Annotated in this window: 21 protein-coding genes and 1 tRNA gene; 17 read left to right on the forward strand and 5 right to left on the reverse strand. The window is 63.5% G+C overall.

Going from position 1 to position 22325, the window contains the following annotated elements; translation table 11 throughout:
- Positions 1-7 precede the first annotated feature (7 nt).
- From LGQ03_RS09165 to LGQ03_RS09205, 9 genes are all read left to right on the forward strand, one after another.
- Positions 8-1966, forward strand: coding sequence for an AMP-binding protein (locus LGQ03_RS09165; RefSeq protein WP_226748153.1), 1959 nt, complete (start codon positions 8-10; stop codon positions 1964-1966).
- Positions 1967-2033: 67 nt separating this feature from the next.
- Entirely contained in the window at positions 2034-2852 is an 819-nt protein-coding gene (locus LGQ03_RS09170; RefSeq protein ID WP_226748154.1) for an ABC transporter ATP-binding protein, read from the forward strand.
- Positions 2853-2863: 11 nt separating this feature from the next.
- On the forward strand, positions 2864-3859 hold the full coding sequence (locus LGQ03_RS09175) for a branched-chain amino acid ABC transporter permease (RefSeq protein WP_056029235.1): 996 nt from the start codon (positions 2864-2866) through the stop codon (positions 3857-3859).
- Entirely contained in the window at positions 3846-4034 is a 189-nt protein-coding gene (locus tag LGQ03_RS09180) for a hypothetical protein (protein ID WP_090157942.1), read from the forward strand. Before LGQ03_RS09175 ends, LGQ03_RS09180 begins: the two co-directional genes overlap by 14 nt.
- On the forward strand, positions 4035-5111 hold the full coding sequence (locus LGQ03_RS09185) for a branched-chain amino acid ABC transporter permease (RefSeq protein ID WP_090157941.1): 1077 nt from the start codon (positions 4035-4037) through the stop codon (positions 5109-5111).
- Between the two features lie 73 nt (positions 5112-5184).
- Positions 5185-6468: an ABC transporter substrate-binding protein gene (locus LGQ03_RS09190; protein ID WP_090157940.1), complete on the forward strand. Its 1284-nt coding sequence runs from the start codon at positions 5185-5187 to the stop codon at positions 6466-6468.
- A 78-nt stretch (positions 6469-6546) separates the two neighbouring features.
- Positions 6547-7374 carry an ABC transporter ATP-binding protein gene (locus tag LGQ03_RS09195; RefSeq protein WP_090157939.1) on the forward strand — a complete coding sequence of 276 codons (828 nt, stop codon included), beginning with the start codon at positions 6547-6549 and terminating at the stop codon, positions 7372-7374.
- Positions 7375-7513: 139 nt separating this feature from the next.
- Entirely contained in the window at positions 7514-8710 is a 1197-nt protein-coding gene (locus LGQ03_RS09200; protein ID WP_226748155.1) for a phenylacetate--CoA ligase family protein, read from the forward strand.
- Positions 8711-8720: 10 nt separating this feature from the next.
- Positions 8721-10223, forward strand: coding sequence for a peptidoglycan-binding domain-containing protein (locus LGQ03_RS09205; protein ID WP_226748156.1), 1503 nt, complete (start codon positions 8721-8723; stop codon positions 10221-10223).
- A gap of 21 nt (positions 10224-10244) precedes the next feature.
- Here the strand turns inward: LGQ03_RS09205 and LGQ03_RS09210 are convergent, their stop codons facing one another.
- The 3 genes from LGQ03_RS09210 to LGQ03_RS09220 all read right to left on the reverse strand — a co-directional run bounded on the left by LGQ03_RS09210 (position 10245) and on the right by LGQ03_RS09220 (position 11883).
- Positions 10245-11468: a DVUA0089 family protein gene (locus LGQ03_RS09210; RefSeq protein WP_226748157.1), complete on the reverse strand. Its 1224-nt coding sequence runs from the start codon at positions 11466-11468 to the stop codon at positions 10245-10247.
- A gap of 134 nt (positions 11469-11602) precedes the next feature.
- Positions 11603-11728, reverse strand: a complete 126-nt coding sequence (gene ykgO / locus LGQ03_RS09215; protein WP_083484190.1) for a type B 50S ribosomal protein L36 — start codon at positions 11726-11728, stop codon at positions 11603-11605.
- 80 nt (positions 11729-11808) lie between these two features.
- Positions 11809-11883: transfer RNA gene (locus tag LGQ03_RS09220), tRNA-Val, on the reverse strand.
- 130 nt (positions 11884-12013) lie between these two features.
- Here LGQ03_RS09220 and LGQ03_RS09225 point away from each other — a divergent pair.
- Entirely contained in the window at positions 12014-12874 is an 861-nt protein-coding gene (locus LGQ03_RS09225) for an N-formylglutamate amidohydrolase (protein WP_226748158.1), read from the forward strand.
- Between the two features lie 9 nt (positions 12875-12883).
- Here the strand turns inward: LGQ03_RS09225 and LGQ03_RS09230 are convergent, their stop codons facing one another.
- Positions 12884-14137, reverse strand: a complete 1254-nt coding sequence (locus tag LGQ03_RS09230; protein ID WP_226748195.1) for a DNA polymerase IV — start codon at positions 14135-14137, stop codon at positions 12884-12886.
- Between the two features lie 25 nt (positions 14138-14162).
- Between LGQ03_RS09230 and LGQ03_RS09235 the strand changes: the two genes are divergently transcribed.
- From LGQ03_RS09235 to LGQ03_RS09265, 7 genes are all read left to right on the forward strand, one after another.
- Positions 14163-14603, forward strand: a complete 441-nt coding sequence (locus tag LGQ03_RS09235; protein WP_226748159.1) for an NUDIX domain-containing protein — start codon at positions 14163-14165, stop codon at positions 14601-14603.
- A 166-nt stretch (positions 14604-14769) separates the two neighbouring features.
- Complete coding sequence (locus LGQ03_RS09240; RefSeq protein WP_226748160.1) at positions 14770-16782, forward strand: hydantoinase/oxoprolinase family protein; 2013 nt, start codon at positions 14770-14772, stop codon at positions 16780-16782.
- Positions 16779-17126 (forward strand): antibiotic biosynthesis monooxygenase family protein, encoded by a 348-nt coding sequence (locus LGQ03_RS09245; RefSeq protein ID WP_226748161.1) that lies wholly within the window; start codon positions 16779-16781, stop codon positions 17124-17126. Before LGQ03_RS09240 ends, LGQ03_RS09245 begins: the two co-directional genes overlap by 4 nt.
- 93 nt (positions 17127-17219) lie before the next feature.
- On the forward strand, positions 17220-17843 hold the full coding sequence (locus LGQ03_RS09250) for a CDP-alcohol phosphatidyltransferase family protein (RefSeq protein WP_090157931.1): 624 nt from the start codon (positions 17220-17222) through the stop codon (positions 17841-17843).
- Positions 17840-19033, forward strand: coding sequence for an ABC transporter substrate-binding protein (locus LGQ03_RS09255; RefSeq protein ID WP_226748162.1), 1194 nt, complete (start codon positions 17840-17842; stop codon positions 19031-19033). The genes LGQ03_RS09250 and LGQ03_RS09255 overlap by 4 nt, the downstream gene beginning before the upstream one ends.
- Positions 19034-19091: 58 nt before the next feature.
- On the forward strand, positions 19092-20801 hold the full coding sequence (locus tag LGQ03_RS09260; RefSeq protein ID WP_226748163.1) for an ABC transporter permease: 1710 nt from the start codon (positions 19092-19094) through the stop codon (positions 20799-20801).
- A complete protein-coding gene (locus LGQ03_RS09265; protein ID WP_226748164.1) occupies positions 20794-21426 on the forward strand; it encodes an ATP-binding cassette domain-containing protein in 633 nt (210 codons plus the stop codon). Before LGQ03_RS09260 ends, LGQ03_RS09265 begins: the two co-directional genes overlap by 8 nt.
- Here the strand turns inward: LGQ03_RS09265 and crtC are convergent.
- Complete coding sequence (gene crtC, locus LGQ03_RS09270; RefSeq protein ID WP_226748165.1) at positions 21423-22262, reverse strand: carotenoid 1,2-hydratase; 840 nt, start codon at positions 22260-22262, stop codon at positions 21423-21425. The genes LGQ03_RS09265 and crtC overlap by 4 nt on opposite strands.
- Positions 22263-22325: the final 63 nt, after the last annotated feature.

Here is a 22325-nt window from a genome sequence, read left to right on the forward strand (position 1 = left end):
TACCGATATGAAGAGCGGCGCCATTGGCGACGATGCACGGTCCATTCCGCATTTGCTGGCGCGCAATGTCGCGCGGCATGGCGACAAGCCGGCGTACCGGGAGAAGGAATTCGGCATCTGGCAGAGCTGGACCTGGGCGCAGGCCGCCGAGGAAATAGACGCCTTTGCGCTGGGTCTGCTGGAATTGGGCGCGCAGGTCGGCGACCATATCGCGATCACGGGGCGCAACCGTCCGGCGCTGTATTGGGCGATGGTGGCCGCGCAAAAGATCGGCTGCATTCCGGTCCCACTCTATCAGGACGCCGCGGTCGAAGAGATCGCCTATGCGCTGGATCATGCGGGCGCGCGCTTTGCCGTGGTCGGCGATCAGGAGATGGTCGACAAACTGATCGACGCGCAGGCCGGAAACATGACCCTGAAGCACGTGATTTACGTCGATGGACGGGGGTTGCGACGTTATGACCACACGGCAATGTCCAGCTTTGCGGACGCACAGGCCGCTGGCCGCGCCAGTACGCGACGTGCCGACATGGAAGCGCTGACGCAGGCGCGCACCCTCGATGATACATGCGTCATGCTCTACACCTCTGGGACGACTGGCCGCCCAAAGGGTGTGGTTCTGTCAAACCGAAATGTCATCGCGACCTCGCGCAATTCGGCTGAATTCGACCGGCTGCGTGCCGGTGACGAGGTGCTGGCCTATCTGCCGATGGCCTGGGTGGGGGATTTCATCTTTTCCATCGGGCAGGCGATGTGGACCGGGTTTTGCGTGAATTGTCCCGAAAGCCCGGACACCATGCTGACCGACCTGCGCGAGATCGGGCCGACCTATTTCTTTGCCCCGCCGCGGGTGTTCGAAAACCAGCTGACGACCGTGATGATCCGAATGGAAGACGCGGGCCGGATCAAGAAGGCGATGTTCGATCACTACATGGCGCTGGCGCGCCGCGTGGGGCCCGATCTGCTGGATCGCAAGCCGGTGGGCCTGCTGGACCGGCTCCGTTACAGGTTGGGCGATCTGCTCGTGTACGGCCCGTTGAAAAACACGCTGGGCCTGAGCCGCGTGCGCGTTGGCTATACCGCAGGCGAGGCGATCGGGCCGGAAATTTTCGATTTCTACCGGTCACTTGGGATCAACCTCAAGCAGCTCTATGGTCAGACAGAGGCGACGGTTTTCATCACCCAGCAACCCGACGGCGAGGTGCGATCCGACACGGTCGGCGTGCCCTCACCGGGGGTCGAGCTGCGGATCGACGACCGGGGAGAGGTGTTCTATCGTTCGCCCGGCACGTTCGAGGCCTACTACAAGAACCCCGAAAGCACCGCATCGACAAAGGATCCGGACGGCTGGGTCGCCACCGGCGACGCTGGTTTCATCGAAGAAGACAGTGGCCATCTGCGGATCATCGACCGGGCCAAGGACGTGGGCAAAATGGCCGATGGTGCGATGTTCGCGCCCAAGTATGTCGAGAACAAGTTGAAGTTCTATCCCAACATCCTCGAGGCCGTGGTGTTCGGCGCGGGCCGTGACCGTTGTGTGGCGTTCATCAACATCGACCTCAATGCCGTGGGCAACTGGGCCGAACGCAACAACATCGCCTATTCGTCCTATCAGGAATTGTCGCAACACCCGCGCGTGCTGGATCAGATCGCGGACCACGTGAATGCGGTGAACGCGAGCGTGGCGCAGGACCCGATGCTGGCAGCCTGCCAGATTCACCGCTTTCTGGTACTGCACAAGGAACTGGACGCCGACGACGGCGAAATGACCCGCACGCGCAAGGTGCGCCGCGCGGTGGTGGGTGACAAGTTCAACGACCTGGTGACCGCGCTTTATGACGGGTCGGACACCATCGCGACCGAGACCGAGGTCACCTATGAGGACGGACGCAAGGGCAAGCTGCGCGCGACACTGGATATCCGCGACGCGGTCGTCGTGAATACGGCGCGGATGGCTGCGGAATGACGGGGCGACGCTGTTTTGCGCAGGCGCAAAAGGCGCCCCGCCCGCCATCCCGTGAAAGGGGAAATGCATGAAGGATACCTTTGACAGCTACGTCACCGATGACGGGCGCACCATCGGCGGCGTGATGATGGACATGCGCGGCATCACCCTGCGATTCGGTGGTGTCGAGGCGATCAAGGACATCAGTTTCGACATCCGCGAGGGTGAAATCCGCGCGATCATCGGCCCCAACGGCGCTGGCAAATCGTCGATGCTGAACGTCATTTCGGGTTTCTATCACCCCCAGGAAGGCGAAGTCTGGTTCCGGGGCGAAAAGCGCCCGCCGATGAAGCCCTATCAGGTGGCGCGGCAGGGCATCGCCCGCACATTTCAGAACATCGCGTTGTTCGAGGGGATGAGCGTGCTGGACAACATCATGACAGGCCGTCTGACCCACATGAAATCGGGAATGCTGGCGCAGGCCCTGTGGATGGGCAAGGCCGAGCGCGAAGAGACCGAAAACCGCGAGGCGGTGGAACGGATCATCGATTTTCTGGAAATCCAGGCGATCCGCAAGACACCGGTCAGCCGTCTGCCTTATGGCCTAAAAAAGCGGGTGGAACTGGCCCGTGCCTTGGCGGCGGAACCGAAACTGCTGCTGCTGGACGAACCGATGGCGGGCATGAACGTCGAGGAGAAAGAGGACATGAGCCGCTATATCCTTGATGTGAATGACGAATTCGGCACGACCGTGGCGCTGATCGAACACGATATGGGCGTGGTCATGGATATTTCCGACCGGGTCGTCGTGATGGACTACGGTCGAAAAATTGGCGACGGCACCCCGTCAGAGGTCCGCAATAACCAGGATGTCATCGACGCCTATTTGGGGGTCGCCCATGACTAAGGAGCACGCAAATGTCCGCTGATTTTCTGTACGGGATCGAGGTCGTCATCAACGGCCTCATGGCTGGTGTCATGTACGCGCTCGTGGCCCTTGGGTTTGTGCTGATCTTCAAGGCGTCCGGCATTTTCAACTATGCACAAGGTGTGATGGCCCTGTTTGCGGCCCTGACACTGGTGGGCGTGATGGAGGGCCAGGTGCCGTTCAGCCACCTGATCAACGCCGTGTTCGGCACTGAGATCCATCACTTTGGCTGGACCGTTCCGGCCTTTGCCGCGATCCTGGTGACGCTGGGGGTGATGATATTCTTTGCCTGGGCGGTGCATACCTTTGTTTTCAGGCACTTGGTTGGACAGGAACCGATCATTCTGTTCATGGCAACCATCGGTCTGGCCTATTTCCTGGAAGGTGTGGGCGACCTGATGTGGGGGTCGGATATCAAAACGCTGGCTGTCGGCCTGCCGCAGGGCGGTTCGCTATTCGTCGAGGATCTGACCGCCGGGCTGGGTGGCGATGATTTCTACGGCTTCTTTATCGACAAGCTGGACATGGTCGCCACGCTGGTCGCCATCGTGCTGGTCGCGGCCCTGATCGGGTTTGCGCAATACACCAAGCAGGGCCGCGCCATGCGTGCGGTGGCGGATGACCATCAGGCCGCGCTCAGCGTGGGGATTTCACTGAACTATATCTGGGTGCTGGTCTGGTCGCTGGCGGGTCTGGTCGCACTGGTGGCCGGCGTGATGTGGGGTGCAAAGTCCGGCGTTCAGTTTTCGCTGTCGTTGATCGCGCTCAAGGCGCTGCCGGTGCTGATGCTGGGTGGCTTCACATCCATCCCCGGCGCCATCGTCGGCGGCCTTATCATCGGGGTCGGTGAAAAATTGTTCGAATACATGATCGGCCCGATGATCGGCGGGGCAACGGAAAACTGGTTTGCCTACGTGCTGGCGCTGATTTTCCTCGTGTTCCGCCCGCAGGGCCTGTTCGGGGAGAAGATCATTGAAAGGGTTTAACGAAATCAAGACCGCCCGCGCCGGGCTGATCACGGCCTGTTTCGGGGCCGCTACCTGCGCATTGTTTGCGATGCTGGCGATCCAGGAACAATCGCTGCTGTTGCTGACCGGTGCGGCGGCGGGGGCATTCTACGGCAAGGTCGGGTTCTTGCGTTACAAAAAGGGCGACGAATAGATGCTGTACCGCGAAGCAGGTGATTTCAAGACGACGTACAAGGCAGACAGCCAGACGTTCCCCATCGCGTTCGACCGCTGGCGCTATTGGGCGGTGCTGGCCGTGGCCTGGTTGGTGATCCCGTTCGTCATCAACGACTACTGGGCGAACGCCATTCTCGTGCCGTTCCTGATCTATGCGATTGCGGCGATCGGGTTGAACATCCTGACGGGGTATTGCGGGCAGGTCAGCCTGGGTACGGGCGGTTTCATGGCCGTCGGCGCCTACGCCTGCTACAAGCTGATGACGTCCTTTCCGGATGTGTCGATGCTGGTGCACATCCTGCTGGCGGGTGGCATCACCGCGATTGTCGGGGCGGCCTTTGGTCTGCCCAGCCTGCGGATCAAGGGATTCTACCTGGCGGTGGCGACGTTGGCGGCGCAGTTTTTCCTCGTGTGGTTGTTCAACAAGGTGTCGTGGTTCTACAACTATTCGGCCTCGGGTCAGATCAATGCGCCCGAACGGTTCGTTTTCGGGCATGCCGTGACGGGGGCCAACACGACACCGGCAGCGCAATACCTGATCTGCCTGTTGTTCGTGACCGGCTGTGCGCTGCTGGCGCGCAACCTGACGCGCGGCACCATTGGCCGGTCGTGGATGGCGATCCGCGACATGGATATCGCCGCCGAAATCATCGGGGTTGATCCGCTGAAGGCCAAGCTGACGGCCTTTGCCGTGTCATCGTTTTTCATCGGTATTTCCGGCGCGCTATTCTTTGCGGTCTACCTTGGGGCCGTCGAGGTCGGTGAGGCATTCGGCATCAACAAGTCGTTCCTTGTGCTGTTCATGTGCATCATCGGCGGTCTTGGCAGTCTGTTCGGCAGCTTTGCCGGGGCGGCGTTCCTGGTGCTGCTGCCTGTCGCGCTCAAGGTGTTGGGCGTCGATGTGCTGGGCTGGCCCACACAGATCGTCAGCCACCTGCAATTGGTCGTCGTCGGCGGTCTGATCATGTTTTTCCTGATCAAGGAACCACATGGGCTGGCGCAGATGTGGCGGCATATCAAAGAGAAACTGCGGCTGTGGCCGTTTCCGTATTAGGCTCGTGCGAGGAGGCACGGGTTTATCGAAAGACCGGGGCAAAGCCCGGCATTTCACAACTGGGAGGAAGACAATGAAGTTTACGACATTTTCGGCCGCGGCCATCGCGGGTCTGATGGCGGCCAATACCGCGGCGGCAGAACTGGTCATCCCCGACCTGTCCTATCGCACCGGTCCCTATGCGGCAGGCGGTATTCCGTTCTCGGACGGGTATCAGGACTACTTTGCCCTGCTGAATGCGCGTGATGGCGGCATCGGCGGCGAGCCTGTCCGAATCGTGGAATGCGAAACCGGCTACAACACCGAAAAAGGGGTGGAATGCTACGAGGCGACCAAGGGCGAAGGCGCGCTGGTGTATCAGCCGCTGTCCACCGGCATCACCTATCAGCTGATCCCCAAGGCAACCGCTGACGGTATTCCGATCCATACCCTGGGCTACGGTCGGACGTCTGCCGCGGAAGGCGAGGTGTTCAACTGGGTATTCAACTATCCCGGCAACTATTGGGATGCGGCATCCGTTGCGGTGAATTACCTGCTGGATGAAAACGGTGGCGACCTGTCCGGCAAGACGATCGCGCTGGTCTATCACAACAGCGCCTACGGCAAGGAGCCGATCCGCACACTGGAAGAGCTGTCGGCAAAGCACGGGTTCACGCTGAGCACGCTGGCCGTCGATCATCCCGGTCAGGAGCAGAAATCGCAGTGGTTGCAGATCCGTCGCGAGCGTCCCGACTACGTTGTCATGTGGGGCTGGGGTGTGATGAACCAGGTCGCGGTCCAAGAGGCAGCGAACGTCGGTTTCCCGATGGAGAATTTCATTGGAAACTGGTGGGCGGGTGCCGAACATGACGTGACACCCGCGGGTGCTGCGGCTGATGGCTACAAGTCGCTGAACATGAACCGTATCCAGGATTATCCGGTGCTGGACGAAATCCAGACGATGGTCGTGGATGCTGGCCTTGCGGCTGGCGCGGGCGACAATCTGGGCAAGGTGCTGTATGTGCGCGGCATGTATGCGGCCATGCTGGCGGCCGAGGCCATTGCCAAGGCGCAGGAAATCCACGGTGTGTCCGATATCACGCCCGCGATGATGCGCGACGGCATGGAAGCGCTGGAAATCACCGAGGCGCGCATGACCGAGCTGGGCATGGGCGGAATCGGGCCGGAATTCAGCGTGAACTGTCAGAACCACGGCGGTTCGGGTGAAGGTCTGGTGCAACAGTGGAACGCCGCTGACGGTGTGTTCGTGCCGCTGACCGATTTCATCGCCCCCGACGACAGCGTCATCGATCCGCTGATCACCGAGGACGCGATGGCCTTTGCGGCTGAAAACAACATCACGCCGGGCTGCTTGTAAGCCTGTTGTCGGGCGGCCCCTGCCGGGGCCGCCCGATTATGAGTATTTTTGGCAAGATGATGCAGGGGACACCGCGCCATGCTGGACACCACCGAGACCACGACCGAGACCTTGCTGGAGGTCAACAATATCGAGGTGATCTACAATCACGTGATCCTCGTGCTGAAGGGCGTGTCGCTGAAGGTGCCCAAGGGCGGCATCACGGCCCTGCTGGGGGGCAATGGCGCGGGCAAGACCACCACGCTCAAGGCGATTTCAAATCTGCTGCAATCCGAGCGTGGCGAGGTGACAAAGGGGTCGATCCGCTATCGCGGTGACCGCGTGCAGGACCTGACACCGACCGATCTGGTGCAGCGCGGCGTGATCCAGGTCATGGAAGGCCGGCATTGTTTCGAACATCTGACCATCGAGGAAAATCTGATGACCGGTGCCTATACGCGCCGCGACGGGTCCGGCGCTGTCAGCGCCGACCTCGAGATGGTCTACAATTATTTCCCGCGTTTGCGCGAACGGCGTAAATCTCAGGCGGGCTATACATCTGGCGGGGAACAGCAGATGTGCGCCATCGGGCGCGCGCTGATGTCGCGGCCCGAGACGATCCTGCTGGATGAGCCGTCGATGGGCCTTGCCCCGCAGCTGGTCGAAGAGATCTTTGGCATCGTGAAGGATCTGAACGAGCGCGAGGGCGTGTCGTTCCTGCTGGCGGAACAGAACACCAATGTGGCCCTGCGGTTTGCGCATCACGGCTATATCCTCGAGTCCGGCCGCGTCGTGATGGAGGGACCTGCTGCAGAACTGCGCGAAAACCCGGACGTCAAGGAATTCTACCTCGGCATGTCCGACGAGGGCCGCAAGAGCTTTCGTGATGTGCGCAGCTACCGGCGGCGCAAGCGCTGGTTGGCCTGAGGCGGGGTCGGCTGCTGCCAGCCGTCCATCGCCGCGATCCCATGACCCATGACTGATATTGCATAACGCCCTGCCGCGGCCATGGGATGACACTTGTCCGCGGATGACCCCCATCAACCCCCGGACAGGAGTGACCGCCATGACCATCTATTTCGACGATCTTGAAACCCGCGATGCACAGACGCGCCAACTGGCGCAGCTGGCGGGCCTGAAGTCGCAGATTGACCGCGTTGCGGGGTCTGACGCGTCATGGCTTGCGGGTGGGGTGGTCGCTGAATTGGACGATCTGTCCCGTCTGCCGGTGCTGCGCAAATCCGATCTGGGGCGCATGCAGGCCGAAGTCCCGCCATTCGGCGGCATTCCGGTGTCGCACATCAGTCACGTCTTTCAATCGCCCGGCCCGATCTACGAACCCGGTGGAAATGCGCCTGACTGGTGGCGCTTTGGTCGGTTTCTGCACGCCTGCGGCATCGGTCCGGCTGACACCGTCCAGAATTGTTTCGCCTATCACCTGACACCCGCCGGCACGATGTTCGAAAACGGTGCCGCCGCGGTCGGTGCACGGGTCATTCCGGCAGGTACGGGCCAGACCGAGCAGCAGGTCATGGCCGCCCATGCGCTGGGTGCGACGGCCTATGCCGGCACGCCGGACTACCTCAAGGTGATACTGGAAAAGGCCGACGAGATGGGTGTCGCGCTGAAGATTACCAAGGCCGCTGTATCGGGTGGCGCGCTGTTTCCACAACTGCGCCAGTATTATGCCGATCGCGGCATCACCTGTCTGCAATGCTACGCCACCGCCGATCTGGGCCTGATTGCCTACGAGGCCGCAGTTGATGACGGGATGATCCTGGACGAACATGTCATCGTCGAGATCGTGACACCTGGCACGGGCGATCCGGTTGCACCGGGCGAGGTCGGCGAAGTCGTCGTCACCACGCTGAACCCGGACTATCCGCTGATCCGTTTCGCAACCGGTGATCTGAGTGCGGTCCTGCCGGGCACCAGCACCACCGGGCGCACCAATGCCCGCATCAAGGGGTGGATGGGCCGCGCCGATCAGACGACCAAGATCAAGGGCATGTTCGTGCGTCCCGAACAGGTCGCGGCACTGGTGACCGCCACAGGTGCCGATCGGGCCCGTGTCATCGCCGACCGGCAGGGTGACGCCGATACGATGGCGATCCAGCTCGAAGGGCTGGACCTTGACACCGAAGCGGCGTCCAAGGCCGTGACGGATATTCTGAAATTGCGCGGCACGGTCACGCTTCATGCGCCCGGCACGCTTCCCCGCGACGGGCTCGTGATCGAGGACCGTCGCAGCTACGATACCTAGAGGATCTCACATGCGGCAATTCCTTCTTGCGACGACACTGATCTGCACTGCGGCCATGGCCGCGGCGCAGGATGCGGCCCTGGTGGTCGGCATTTCGGATTATGACGACCTGTCCGACGTGTCGCGGGCGGATCGCCTGGTCGCGGCGGGTGCCGCCCTGAGGGAACACGGGTTTTCAATCAAAGGTGGGCGCAACCTGGATGTGGATGATCTGTTTTCGCAGGCGCGCATCTTTTCGGATGAAGCGGAAGATGCCGACCGGATCGTCGTGGCGCTGTCCGGTCAATTCGCGACGGACGGTGCGCTGACATGGTTCATGGGGCAGGATGCACCCGCGCCACAGGATTTTACGGTTGGCCAGCAGGGCATCCTGGTTCAGACGGCGCTGAATGCACTGGCCCAGGCATCGCAGGGTGCCGTGCTGCTATTGGGCGAGACAGAGGCCGACACCGACTATGATACCGGATTGTCGGCCGGGATCGGGCCAATGGAGATCCCGAACGGTGTCACGGTTGTGCGCGGCTCGCCCGAGGCGATCGAGGGCCTGATGCGTTACGCGCTGGCCGTGCCCGGAGGCGATGTGATTGCCACTGCCCGCCGGACCCGCGGGGTCGATCTGTCCGGTTTCGTGCCTGACAGCCTGACACTGATCCCCGGCGATGCGGCCGCAGTGCCGACAGAGCGTGTGACCCTGCCCCCCGAACTGACGGCCGCCGCATCCGGCAGCGAGGAAACTGCATGGACGGCTGCCCGCGCGGCGGACACGCAGAACAGCTATGCCCGCTATCTGGATGCCTATCCGCAGGGCGCGAATGCGGCAAATGCCGTGTCGCGGCTGGCCGAGTTGCGGCGCAATCCGCCCAATCCGCTGCGTGATGCGGAAAATGCGCTGGGCTTGTCGTCCGAGGCAAGGCAAGCGATTCAGCGCGATTTGCAGATCATGGGTTTCGATACCCGCGGCATCGACGGAATCTTTGGCCCGGGGACGCGGGGCGCGATCACGGGCTGGCAAGAGCAGAACGGCATCACGGCCAATGGTTTCCTGACCCGCGATCAGATTGCGACGCTGTCGGCACAGGCGACCACCCGCGCCACACAGCGCGAGGCAGAGGCCGCCGCGGCACGGGCGGAACTGGAACGCCGTGACCGGGCATATTGGCAGGAAACCGGCGTGCCCGGCGGCGAGAGCAACCTGCGCGCCTATCTGGAACGGTTCCCTGACGGTCTGTTTGCAGCAGAGGCAAACGAGAGATTGGGCCGCGCACGTGCAACTGCCGAAACCAACGCCGCCGCCGCCACCCGCGAGGCGCAATTGTCATTGGATGCCATCAGCCTGCAACTGGTCGAGGCGCGCCTGTCGCAGCTTGGCCTCGACCCCGGTCGCGTTGATGGCCAGTTGGACGACGACAGCCGCAGGGCGATCCGCCGCTATCAGCGTGACCGCGATCTGGGGGCGACCGGATATCTGGATCAGGCCACGGTCAGCCAGATGCTGGTCGACGCCTTTCGCTAGCGTTGCGCGGCCCGTCCGGTGTTACTGGGCGGGAACGAACCGTTCCAGCAGCAGGCGGACAAACCCCTGACGGTCTCCGACCTGTTTCACACCGATCAGATAGGTTTCGGCGTTCACGCGCGGCATCACCTGCGCGTCAGTGCCGGATGGCGTGTCGTCATTCTGCGCAATCTCGCGGCCCGCCACGTCAAACACGACGAGCCAGGGATCGCCCGATGGGCCGATTGCATTCGCCTCGATCACCATCAATCCCGCCGCCGGCACGTCTAGGCGGAACCACTGGGTGTCCGACCCCACATCGATATCGGCGCGCAATACGGTTTCCAATGTGCCCAGATCAGTAATCTGAACGCTGCCATCCAGCGGCGGGGCCGCCTCGCCACGGGCATAAAGTCCCATCAGTGCGGCCTCGGGATCATAGGCCGCGACGGTCACATCAATGGGTGCGGCCTCGTCGCTGAGTGCGTTCAGAGCAATGCAATAGGTGCCGGGTGCCAGTGGGGTCGCAATGTCCAGCCGCGCGTTCAGCCCGTCGAAATCGTCGTTTTCGCCTAGGTTTTCACCGTCGGGGCCGCTGAGGCTGATCAGTGGGTCCGCGTCTTCGTTTTCGGCGGTGATCGTGACCGGCATCGCTTCGGTGAGGTCAAAACTGAGGTAGCCGGTCTCTCCTGCGGCTGTGGCGATCGACAGGGGTGCACCACCGGACGCAAGTGTTCCGAAATTGACCGCGTCCTGACAGCCCGCACCGGCGGTTCCGGTCGCACCGGGGTCGGGGTCCGGCATGTTGCCACGCCCTTCTGTCAGGGGGTCCATCTCGGTTCTGCCAATCCGGACAAAGGCTGTCATCGGTCCGCCGTCGTAGCTGGTGATCACGGCGCAGTAGGTGCCCGCATCCAGATCGACCTCGGCGCGGGCTGCCCCGTTACCGCCCGAATCGTCGTCCGTCAGAATTTCGTCGCCCGCAGGGTCATACAGCGTCAGCACGGGGTCGCCGTTGGCGCGACCCTGCGCCTCGATCCGGGTCGAGGTCGGTGCGCTGAGGCTGAAGACGCTCGCATAGCGGTTGCCGTTCAGCACCAGCGCCATCTGTTCGCCGTAGCTGTCCATCGTCGCGATATCCGACGCTGCCGCTGATCCCCCGATCCATTGGCCGTTGCTACCTACTGCGGGGCAGGCGGCGTCTTGGGCGAACAGTGGCGTCGCTGCGCAAAGAGCGATGGCGGATGTGGCGATCAAGCGGGTCATGACGATCCTGTGGGTTGCGTGTATTTGCCGTTACCTTAGGCCACGCCTTGCCTTTTGGGCTAGTGTGCCGCGCAAAGAAAAAGCCGCGTCCCGTTGCCGGGCGCGGCTTTTGCATTCCGAAGTATCGGGGTGGTTCAGCCCTGACGAGCCTTGAACCGACCTTGCGTCTTGTTGATCACATAGACGCGGCCCTTACGGCGCACGATGCGGCAATCGCGGTGGCGCTGCTTGAGCGAGCGGAGGGAGTTGCGAACTTTCATCGAAAGTCTCCTTCTTGTCGTCGCGGCGCGGCGATGCGCCTTTGGGTTACGGTCTGGGCCAGCGGAGGCCCGGTGAATTCTGGTGGACGATACTGGGATCGAACCAGTGACCCCTTCGATGTCAACGAAGTGCTCTACCGCTGAGCTAATCATCCATTCCGGCCACAGAGGCGCTAGCCCCTTGCGTCGGTCAGGCGGTCTATAGAAGGTGACCGCGAGGGGATCAAGCGCCTTTTGAAGGTTTCGACAATCGCGCTATCTGTTCCCTCTCAACAGGAGCCACGGATGCCGCCCGACGCCTATTCCATTGCATTGCCGCGACGGCGCACCACGGCGGTGGTGTTCGCCTCACCCCACAGTGGGCGGGCCTATCCTGAATCCTTTCTGGCAACCAGCCGCCTTGATTCGCTGGCGATCCGGTCGTCAGAGGATGCTTTTGTCGATCTGCTTTACGATCGGGCACCGGATTTTGGCGCGCCTTTCCTGACCGCCCTTGCGCCACGGGCCTATGTCGACCTCAATCGTGCGCCAGAGGAACTGGACCCGGCGCTGATTGCCGGGGTGCGCCGGATCAGTCAGAACCCCCGCGTATCCTCTGGTCTGGGCGTGATTCCCCGTGTCGTCGCTGGTGGGCGCGCAATCTACACCGGCAGGATTCCGATCGAAGATGCCCACGACCGGATCAGCGCCTACTGGCGTCCCTATCATGACCGGCTGCAAACACTGCTGGACGAATCACGCCGGGATTTCGGCATGGGAATCCTGATCGATTGCCATTCCATGCCGCACGAGGCGCTGGACCAGGCCAGCCAGAACGGCACACGCCCAGAGATCGTGATCGGAGATCGCTTTGGCGCGGCCGCATCGCCGCGCATCGTCGAGGCGGTCGAGGCCGCCTTTGTCGCGGCTGGTCTGCGGGTCGCGCGCAACAATCCCTTTGCCGGGGCCTATATCACGCAGGCCTATGGTCGCCCGTCGCGGCATCAGCACGCAATCCAGGTCGAGGTTGACCGTGCGCTCTACATGCACGAGGCAACACTGACGCTGCGCCCCGATTTTGCGGATTTCAAGGCGCTGATCACGGGCGTCCTGTCCCGGATTGCGGCAATTGGTGCACCGCAGGCAGGACAACTGGCGGCGGAATGACGGGGCGCATCAGCGCAGCGCCCGACCCTTGATGATTGCATCTGCTCCGAATCGGGCCCTGATCTTGTCGGCGGCGCGTTCGGCCTGCGTGCGCCGCGCTGCTCCGGGATCCAGAAGGTCACCCTCGCGGTCGGCCTCGGTCACGCCTGTCAGGTCCGAAATGCCGACCCCCAGCAGACGGTAGGCGGGATGCGGCGCAGCCCCGTCGAACAACCCTCGCGCGGTGCGATAGATCGTATCGGCCAGTTGCGTCGGATGCCGCAGCGACTGCCGCCGGGTGATCATTTTGTGATCGGCGCGTTTCAGTTTCAGCGTGACAACGCGCCCGGCCTTTTCCTTGGCCTTGGCGCGGTCAGACACTTTTTCGGCCATGCGCCAGATGTGTCCGTCCAGGATGTCAGGGTCTGACGTGTCCTCGTTGAATGTGGTCTCGTTGCTCAGGCCCTTGACCGGGGTATTGGCGCTGATCCGCCGGCCATCCTCGCCGCGCGCCAGCCGCCACAGCCGGTCGCCCATGCCGCCAAAGCGATCACCAAGGTCGCGCCGGTCCCAGCGCAGCAGATCGTCAAAGGTGCGGATGCCGGCCTGTGCCAACTGGTCCTGTCCGACAGCACCGATCCCCCAGATGATCCGCACGGGTTTGGGGCGCAGGAATGCCGTGGTCTCGGCCTTGCCGATCACGGAGAACCCGCGCGGTTTGTCCAGATCACTGGCAACCTTTGCCAGGAACTTGTTGTGGCTCAGCCCGATGGAACCGGTCAGCCCAAGTTCGTCTTTCATGCGTTTGACGAGACCGGCCAGCATCACGGCAGGGGGTGCGCCATGCAGCCGGGCGGTGCCCGTCATGTCGAGAAACGCCTCGTCCAGCGACAAAGGCTCGATCACGGGGGTCAGGTCGTCCATCATCGCCCGGATGGCACGGGATGCTGCGACATAGGCGTCGAATCGCGGTTTCACGATGACGGCGTCGGGGCAGAGTTTCAGTGCCTGAAACATCGGCATCGCGGATTTCACGCCACGGATGCGCGCAACGTAGCAGGCGGTCGACACCACGCCCCGCCGTCCGCCCCCGATGATGACGGGTTTGTCGGCCAGCGCGGGATTGTCACGTTTTTCAACGCTGGCATAGAATGCGTCGCAATCCATGTGCGCGATTGTCAGATCGAACAGTTCGGGGTGCGACAGAATACGGGGCGACCGGCACGCGGGACAGCGCCGCGCTTCGTCAAATGTCGTCAGGCAGTCGCGGCACAGGCTGGGCATGGCCGCAAGATAAGGGGCACGGCGCATGACAACAACGGGTTTCGACGGCGCAAAGGTCGCCCTGTTCATCGGCGATCGGTTGCTGGTCATCCGCCGCGACGACCGACCCGACATCCTGTATCCCGATCACTGGGATTTTCCCGGTGGCGGGCGCGAAGGGGACGAAACGCCGTTCCAGACCGTGGCGCGCGAAACCTTGGAGGAGGTCGGATTGTCCCTGACACCTGCTGATATCTGCTGGCAGACCTGCGACCGATCCGACAGGGGTGTGGTCTGGTTTTTCGTGGCGCGGCTGCCGGGGGATGCCCGGGTCACATTCGGCGACGAAGGCCAGTTCTGGTGCCTCGCAACCGTGACAGAGGTGCTGCAATGGCCGGATGTCGCGGGCCAGTTGCAAAAACGGCTGGCCAACTGGCTGGCCGGGCAGGCCGCGTGCGACGTCCCGCCTGCGGCACCACCTGTCTGAAGCGGCCCTGCAACGGCAACACGGGTTGCACCGGTCCCATGCTTCTTCTGGTCAGAAATATTCCTCGGGGGGTGGCGCAGCCGCGGGGGCAGACAGCCCCCTGCACACATCGATGCTGACAGCGCCGTCGATCCTTGGCACAAGGCCGCTCAAAGGAGAGCGTGACATGGGCCACTTGCTGGGGATCGATACGGGCGGGACCTATACCGATGCGGCTGTTCTGGACGGCGCCGCGACCCGTGTGCTGGGCCGTGCCAAGGCACTGACCTCGCGGCCTGATCTGTCGACCGGGGTCGCCGCCGCCATTGATGCCGCACTGGCGGCGGCAGACGTCACCCCTGCACAGATCGACATGGTATCGCTGTCGACGACCCTGGCCACCAATGCGCTGGTCGAGGGGCAGGGCGGGCGCGTGGCGCTTGTCTTCATCGGTTTCGATGCGGCAGAGTTGTCGCGCGGTGGCCTCGATGTGGCGCTGAACGGCGACCCGGTCATCGCGCTGGCGGGTGGGCACGACCACGCAGGCAGCGAGGCCGCACCGCTGGACCTTGTATCGCTGTCGTCGCAGGTCGCCGCGCTGGAGGGTGTCACCGGTTTCGCCGTCGCTGCGCGTTTTGCCACGCGTAACCCCGCGCACGAGCGCGCCGCACGCGATGCGATCCGGGCACAGACCGGACTGCCGGTGACCTGTTCGTTCGAACTTTCGGCGGACCTTGGTGGGCCGAAACGTGCCCTGACGGCGGTGCTGAACGCGCGACTGATCGGCATGATCGCGTCGCTGATCGATGCAGTCGAGGCGCATCTGGCGAAAATAGGAACCGGTGCGCGCCTGATGGTGGTGCGCGGCGATGGGGCGCTGATCCCCGCCGATCTGGCGCGTCGCCGGCCAATCGAAACGATCCTGTCCGGTCCCGCTGCATCCGCTGCGGGTGCTGCATGGCTGACGGATACGTCCCATGCGCTGGTGTCCGACATCGGCGGAACCACGACGGATATCTGCCAATTGACCGACGGTCGTCCCCGGATCGACCCGCAGGGTGCGCTGGTGGGCGGCTTTCGCACCATGGTCGAGGCGGTCGCGATGCGGACCTGGGGGCTGGGTGGCGACAGCGAGGTGCATCTGCAGGACGGGCTATCGGGCGATCTGCGCCTGGGGCCGCGCCGGGTGATGCCCATTGCATTGCTGGCCGTCAGCCAACCGACACTTGTGCACGCGGCGCTGGATCTCGCACTGACCGCGATCGGACCGCCGCTGGATGGCGGCACCTTTGCCGTCCCGCTGTGGTCGGCCCCACCCATGGGGCTGGACAAGCGCGAGGCGTTGGTCGCGAGCCGCCTGTCGGAGGGGCCACGCCGCACCGGTGATGTCGTTCTCAGTCGGATGGAGGCACCGGCGCTGGCACGGCTTGTCACACGCGGGCTGGTGATGGTGGCGGGTGTCACGCCATCGGATGCGGCGCATGTGCTGGGCCTGACCGATCAATGGGATGGCCCCGCTGCCCAAAAGGCATTGACGCTGTTTGCCCGGCGCAGGCGTGGCGATGGCAGCTGCTGTGCCGCGGATGCAGGCGCGCTGGCGCGGCGGATCATCGATCAGGTTACGGCACAGACGGCGGATTGTTTGTTGCAGGCCGCCTTTGCAGATGACGCGGGGGCCTGGGGGGATGCCACACCGGATGCGCTGGCGCGGCACCCGCTGACCCGGGCCGGGTTGGCACGGCACAACGGTCTGATCGCCACGCAATTGTCGCTGGCGGTGCCGGTGATCGGGCTGGGGGCATCTGCCGCCAGCTACTACGGCGCGGTGGGTGACGCGCTGCACACCCGGGTGATCGTGCCGGAACACGCTGATGTCGCCAATGCCATCGGTGCTGTGGTGGGGCAGGTGTCGCAGCATGCCACCGGGACGGTCAGCGCGCCAGGGGGCGGCCGGTTTGTCGCGCATTTGTCGGATGGTCCAGCTTCATACGGCGACCCTGATACAGCGATGGATACGTTGATCGCGGATTTGACCGCCACGGTGACGGCCCGCGCCGCCGATGCCGGGGTCAGTGACCCGCAAATCAATGTCGCGCGTGATATCAATCGCGCCGAGGTCGAGGGATCGGACACATTTTACGGGGCGACCATCCGTGTCACGGCACGTGGCCGCCCCCGCATCGCGAGGGACAGCGCATGATCGGCATCATTTTCGAAGTGACACCCGCACCGGGCAAAAAGGACGATTATCTGGCCATGGCCGCACAGATGCGCCCCTTGGTCGAACAGATCGACGGTTTCATTTCGGTCGAGCGGTTCCAGAGTCTGACCAACCCTGACAAGCTGCTGTCGGTGTCGTTCTTTCGGGATGAAAAGGCACTGGACGACTGGCGCAGGCTGACGGCCCATCGGGGTGCCCAGCAGGCCGGACGCGACGGCATGTTCGCGGATTATCGTCTGCGGGTGGCCGGGGTGATCCGGGATTATGGCATGTTCGACCGCGATCAGGCCCCGGCCGACAGCCGCGACGTGCACGGGGCCTAGAGGCCGTCACGTTGCAGCCTCTCACGTTAGCGTCAGGTCCGTTGCCAGTCCCCGCGACCTGCGTCAGGTTGTCCCAAGAGGAGACCCCCGAGCATGTTTGACGCCGCCGCACGCCGTCTGATCGACCCGCCGCTGAACCGCGCAGGCGCGCGTCTGGCCGCTGCGGGCTGGACGGCCAATGGTGTGACCTTGCTGGGACTGGCGCTGGGCGTGCTGTCGGCACTGGTCATCGCGCTGGGCGCGCCGCTGTTGGCGCTGATCCCGCTGTTGGCCAGCCGCATCGCCGATGGTCTGGACGGGGCCGTCGCCCGCGCAACGAAAGGCTCCGATTTTGGTGGCTACCTCGATATCGCTGCCGATTTCATGTTCTACGGAGCCGTTCCATTCGCCTTTGTCGTTCTCGACCCCGCGCAGAACACATTGGCCGGGGCGTTCTTGCTGTTTGCGTTCTACGTCAATGGCACCAGTTTTCTGGGCTATGCCATCCTGGCCGAAAAACACGGCCTGGAAACCCGCGCACAAGGGATCAAATCCCTGTATTATTCGAATGGCATTCTTGAAGGCACCGAAACCATCGTGTTCTTTGTTGTCATCTGCATGTTCCCGGCGGCGTTTCCTGCGCTGGCGTGGATGTTTGGAATGTTGTGTTTTCTGACCGCCGGACTTCGGATTTACGGCGCGTCGCGTATCTTTGTGGATAAAGGACCCTCTGCATGAAATATCTCGCTCTACTCGCGGCCGTTGCGGCAACGCCCGCATGGTCGCAGGCCGACCCCACCGACTGGGATGCCGTGACATCTGCCGCACAGGGGCAGACCGTTTTCTGGAATGCCTGGGGCGGTTCCACGACGACCAATGACTTTATCGCGTGGGTCGCAGAGCGTGTGGCCGAGGATTATGGCGTCACGCTGGAACACGTAAAGCTGACGGATACCGGCGATGCCGTGACTCGCGTGCTAAGCGAAAAGCAGGCCGGCACCGACACCGATGGTGCGATCGACATGATCTGGATCAACGGCGCGAATTTCGCCGCGATGAAAGAGGCTGATCTGTTGTTCGGGCCCTTTGCCGAACAGTTGCCGAACTGGCAGTATGTCGACGTCGACGGCAAGACCGTGCAGACCGATTTCACCGTCCCCGTCGAAGGCTACGAATCCCCCTGGGCCATGGCGCAGGTCGTGTTTGTCTACGACAGCGCCGACATGGAACCGCTGGGATCGATGCAGTCCATTCTGGATTGGTCGACCGCCAACCCTGGCCGGTTCACCTATCCGCAGCCGCCGGATTTTCTGGGCACCACGTTTCTGAAACAGGTGCTGGTCGATACGCTGGATGATCCCAACGTGCTGCAATCGCCCGCGACGGACGAAAACTACGACGCTGTGACAGCACCCCTGTGGGACTACCTCGATGCGTTGACGCCGACCCTGTGGCGCGAGGGGCGCGCATATCCCGCGACCGGCACGGCCATGTTCCCGCTGATCGCGGACGAGGAACTGGACCTGTCGATTTCCTTTTCGCCGGGTGCAGCCTCGACTGCGATCGCGAATTCCGAGCTGCCGGACACCGTGCGGACCTTTGTTCTGGACAAGGGCACCATCGGCAACGCCAGCTTTGTCGCGATTCCCTACAACTCTGGTAGTGCAGAGGGCGCGATGGTCGTCGCGAATTTCCTGATGTCGCCCGAGGCGCAGGCCCGTGCGCAGGACCCCGACGTGCTGGGCTATGGCACGGTGCTGGACATGGACAAACTGGATGCGGATCAGCGCGCGGCCTTTGACGCATTGGAACTTGGCGTGGCCACGCTGTCGCCCGCTGAACTGGGCACCGTTCAGGCCGAACCGCATCCTAGCTGGATGACCCGCATCGCCGATGATTGGGTCACCCGTTACGGCGTCGCGCAGTAACGGTGGCTTTGCCAGTGTTTCAGGTGATCGCAGCGCCCCCTTTCGGGGGCGTTTGCACATGCCGGGTCGCCCTGTGACCCGGCGGCGGTTGTTGCCGGTCCTGCCGGCGCTGACGCTAGTTGCGATGTTGGGGCCAGTGGTGGCGGGTCTCTATGGCACCGTGCTGCCCGCCTTTGGCCATCTGCCCGCGGCGGGGCTGACCGGCCCGTCGCTGGAGGCGATGCGCGGCCTGTTCGACTGGCCGGGGTTGCCGCGTGCGGTGACGCTGTCGGTGACAACAGGGATCACGACGACGGCCATCGCATTGGCCATCGTCATGGGGCTGGTTGCGGGCTGGTCCGGCACGGCGGCGTTTCGCGCGCTGGAACGTGCGCTGTCGCCGCTGCTGTCGGTGCCGCACGCGGCGGCGGCCTTTGGCCTTGCGTTTCTGATCGCGCCCTCGGGCTGGGTGGCGCGGGCTACCTCGCCCTGGCTGACCGGATGGGACCGGCCGCCCGACCTGCTGATCGTGCAGGACACGTGGGGTCTGACCATGACGGCGGGTCTGGTCATCAAGGAAATTCCGTTCCTGCTGCTGATGACACTGGCAGCACTGGGGCAGACCGATGCGGTGCGCGCCCGCACGATCGCCGCGTCCCTGGGGTATGGGCGCGTCACGGGGTGGCTGAAGTGCGTATTACCGCGCGTCTATGCGCAGATCCGCCTGCCGGTCTATGTCGTGTTGGCCTACGGCATGAGCGTTGTTGACGTGGCGGTCATACTAGGACCGAACACACCGCCGCCGCTGTCCGTGCAGATTGTCCGCTGGATGGGAGAGCCCGATTTCGCGGCCCGCCTGCTGGCCAATGCGGGGGCCCTGCTGCAACTGGCGCTGGTGATCGCAGCATTGGGCGTCTGGCGGCTGGCAGAAGGCATCGTCGCCTGGGCCGGGCGACGCTGGATCGTGGCGGGCGGGCGGTTCTGCGGTGATCGCACGATCGCCGCTTCTGCACTGGGCCTGTCAGCGACCGCGGCCTTTGCGATTGCAGGGGGAATTGCCGTGCTGGTGGTCTGGTCGTTTGCGGGGTTCTGGGGATTCCCCGACGCGATGCCTGACGCGCTGACGTTGAAGAACTGGATGCGCCATGCCGCCGGATTGGGCGACGCACTGACGCAGACTGCCGTGATCGCCATCAGCGTCACTGCCGTGGCATTGGTCCTGACGATCGGCTGTCTGGAGGCCGAGCATCGGCACGGTTTGCGTATGACGCGGCGCGGCATGTGGTTGCTGTATCTGCCGCTGATCATTCCGCAGACGGCGTTTCTGCCGGGGCTTCAGACACTGCTCTTGAATGCGGGTGCAGACACCGGGCGGGCACCGGTCATGCTGGCGCATCTGGTGTTCGTTTTGCCCTATGTCTACCTGTCGCTTGCCGATCCGTTTCGGGCATGGGACGTGCGCAACGCGACCGTTGCCGCGGCATTGGGGGCCTCGCCCGACAGGGTGCTGTGGCGCGTGCGCCTGCCGATGCTGCTGCGCCCGTTGCTGACGGCCACAGCCATTGGCCTGTCGGTCAGTGTCGGACAATATCTGCCCACGCTGCTGATCGGCGGCGGCCGGGTATCCACCCTCACGACCGAGGCCGTGGCGCTTGCCTCTGGCGGGGACCGGCGCGCCATCGCGACCTACGGGTTGATGCAGACCGCGGCGGCGCTGGTGCCATTCGCGCTGGCCCTTGGCATACCCGCGCTGATCTGGCGCAATCGCAAAGGACTGCAACATGGATAAGGGGCTAACCCTGCGGGATGTCCGCATCTCGAAGAACGGCGCGCCAATGGTGGCGCTGGACCGGCATATCGCGCCCGGGCAGGTGCTGTCCGTCATGGGGCCGTCCGGTGTGGGCAAATCGACATTGCTGTCGTTTGTCACCGGCACGCTGCCACCTGCCTTTACCGCCACGGGGCGCGTCCTGCTGGATGGGCGGGACGTGACGGACACCCCGCCGCACCAGCGCATGATCGGTATCCTGTTTCAGGACGATCTGCTGTTTCCTCATCTGAGCGTGGGTGAAAACCTGGCCTTTGGTCTGCGGCCCGGCGGTAGCCGCAGCCAGCGCCGTTCCAAGGTGGATGCGGCCCTTGCCGAGGTCGATCTGGAGGGGTTTGCCGACCGCGATCCCGCCACGCTTTCTGGGGGCCAAAAGGCGCGGGTCGCGCTTATGCGGATGCTGCTGTCAGATCCCTGTGCCCTGCTGCTGGACGAGGCGTTTTCCCGTCTGGATGCAGCACTCCGCGCGCAGGTCCGTGATCTGGTCTTTGCCCGCGCGTGCGACCGCGATCTGCCAGTGCTGATGGTCACGCATGATGCAGAGGATGCGGCGGCGGCAGGTGGTGCCGTCGTGACGCTGGGCTAGAACGTCCAGCCCGCGCGGCGCGGCACCCGGCAAGCCAGCATCGGTTTCAGCAGCGGTTGCCGGTAACGGGTCAGGTCCAGCGCCTCGTGCACGCCGGTGACGGATTCGCCGTTCAGCACGGTATCCACGGTGCTGCGCGAATAGAACGGCGCATCAAGCATGTTCAACCGCTGTTTTGGCGTAACACCGGGATCGGCCCGTGTTTCGCGTTTCACCTGCCATAGGGATCGTTTGAACGGGGTCAGCGGGGGTGCAGCGACATGGGCCGCACCGCCATCACGGTCAAAGGCGATTGCAGTCTCGAACCCGCCGCCATCGCGCAGGGTCGCATCATAGAAACACGTGGCCCCGGAGGCCGTCGGATAGCGCCCCCATGTCCAGAAATCGAAGTCCGCTTCCAGCGCGCGCGTGCCGAAATTGGCATCGAAGTAGCCGTGACCGTCCCATTGCCAACCATCCGATTCCAGATCCACAGCGATATCGGCGATGGGCGCAAAGGGTCGCCAGACATGGGCGCCGTCCGTGGTCAGTGGCAATTCCACCCCTGTCACCGCTTGCGGTGTCAGCGTGATCGTGCCGCGCACCCGGCTGATGATGGGGGGGGCACTGATTTCGTCGATGGAAATCACCAGTTTGCCGTCCTGCCAATGCATTGACGACGGGCCGACGGTCAGCGTGTCGTCAGTGGTGCGCAAGGCCGCGCGGCCACGGTCAGTCATGGTGAACCGGGCGCCGGGTCCGTAGGTGGCGACATTGATGCAGCAGTGGTTTGCAGGATCGCGGCGGCCAGACCATTTGTACCACGGTGAAAACACCGATCCGATAAAACCGATCACGCTCACGGCCCGCTTGCCGTCGTGGCTGACGCCATCGACATACCACCAGGCATAGCCGTCGGG

This window comes from Loktanella gaetbuli (assembly GCF_020531945.1).
In the GTDB taxonomy this organism is placed as follows: domain Bacteria; phylum Pseudomonadota; class Alphaproteobacteria; order Rhodobacterales; family Rhodobacteraceae; genus Loktanella; species Loktanella gaetbuli.

Bases quoted from the DNA above. Each gene is read 5' to 3' on its own strand.
- ykgO (WP_083484190.1), bottom strand. From the start codon at position 11,728: ATGAAAGTTCGCAACTCCCTCCGCTCGCTCAAGCAGCGCCACCGCGAT.
- LGQ03_RS09235 (WP_226748159.1), top strand. From the start codon at position 14,163: ATGACAACAACGGGTTTCGACGGCGCAAAGGTCGCCCTGTTCATCGGC.
- LGQ03_RS09205 (WP_226748156.1), top strand. From the start codon at position 8,721: ATGCGGCAATTCCTTCTTGCGACGACACTGATCTGCACTGCGGCCATG.
- LGQ03_RS09190 (WP_090157940.1), top strand. From the start codon at position 5,185: ATGAAGTTTACGACATTTTCGGCCGCGGCCATCGCGGGTCTGATGGCG.
- LGQ03_RS09225 (WP_226748158.1), top strand. From the start codon at position 12,014: ATGCCGCCCGACGCCTATTCCATTGCATTGCCGCGACGGCGCACCACG.
- LGQ03_RS09165 (WP_226748153.1), top strand. From the start codon at position 8: ATGAAGAGCGGCGCCATTGGCGACGATGCACGGTCCATTCCGCATTTG.
- LGQ03_RS09260 (WP_226748163.1), top strand. From the start codon at position 19,092: ATGCCGGGTCGCCCTGTGACCCGGCGGCGGTTGTTGCCGGTCCTGCCG.
- LGQ03_RS09240 (WP_226748160.1), top strand. From the start codon at position 14,770: ATGGGCCACTTGCTGGGGATCGATACGGGCGGGACCTATACCGATGCG.
- LGQ03_RS09200 (WP_226748155.1), top strand. From the start codon at position 7,514: ATGACCATCTATTTCGACGATCTTGAAACCCGCGATGCACAGACGCGC.
- LGQ03_RS09170 (WP_226748154.1), top strand. From the start codon at position 2,034: ATGAAGGATACCTTTGACAGCTACGTCACCGATGACGGGCGCACCATC.
- LGQ03_RS09245 (WP_226748161.1), top strand. From the start codon at position 16,779: ATGATCGGCATCATTTTCGAAGTGACACCCGCACCGGGCAAAAAGGAC.
- LGQ03_RS09195 (WP_090157939.1), top strand. From the start codon at position 6,547: ATGCTGGACACCACCGAGACCACGACCGAGACCTTGCTGGAGGTCAAC.
- LGQ03_RS09210 (WP_226748157.1), bottom strand. From the start codon at position 11,468: ATGACCCGCTTGATCGCCACATCCGCCATCGCTCTTTGCGCAGCGACG.
- LGQ03_RS09185 (WP_090157941.1), top strand. From the start codon at position 4,035: ATGCTGTACCGCGAAGCAGGTGATTTCAAGACGACGTACAAGGCAGAC.
- LGQ03_RS09250 (WP_090157931.1), top strand. From the start codon at position 17,220: ATGTTTGACGCCGCCGCACGCCGTCTGATCGACCCGCCGCTGAACCGC.
- LGQ03_RS09255 (WP_226748162.1), top strand. From the start codon at position 17,840: ATGAAATATCTCGCTCTACTCGCGGCCGTTGCGGCAACGCCCGCATGG.
- LGQ03_RS09175 (WP_056029235.1), top strand. From the start codon at position 2,864: ATGTCCGCTGATTTTCTGTACGGGATCGAGGTCGTCATCAACGGCCTC.
- LGQ03_RS09230 (WP_226748195.1), bottom strand. From the start codon at position 14,137: ATGCCCAGCCTGTGCCGCGACTGCCTGACGACATTTGACGAAGCGCGG.
- LGQ03_RS09265 (WP_226748164.1), top strand. From the start codon at position 20,794: ATGGATAAGGGGCTAACCCTGCGGGATGTCCGCATCTCGAAGAACGGC.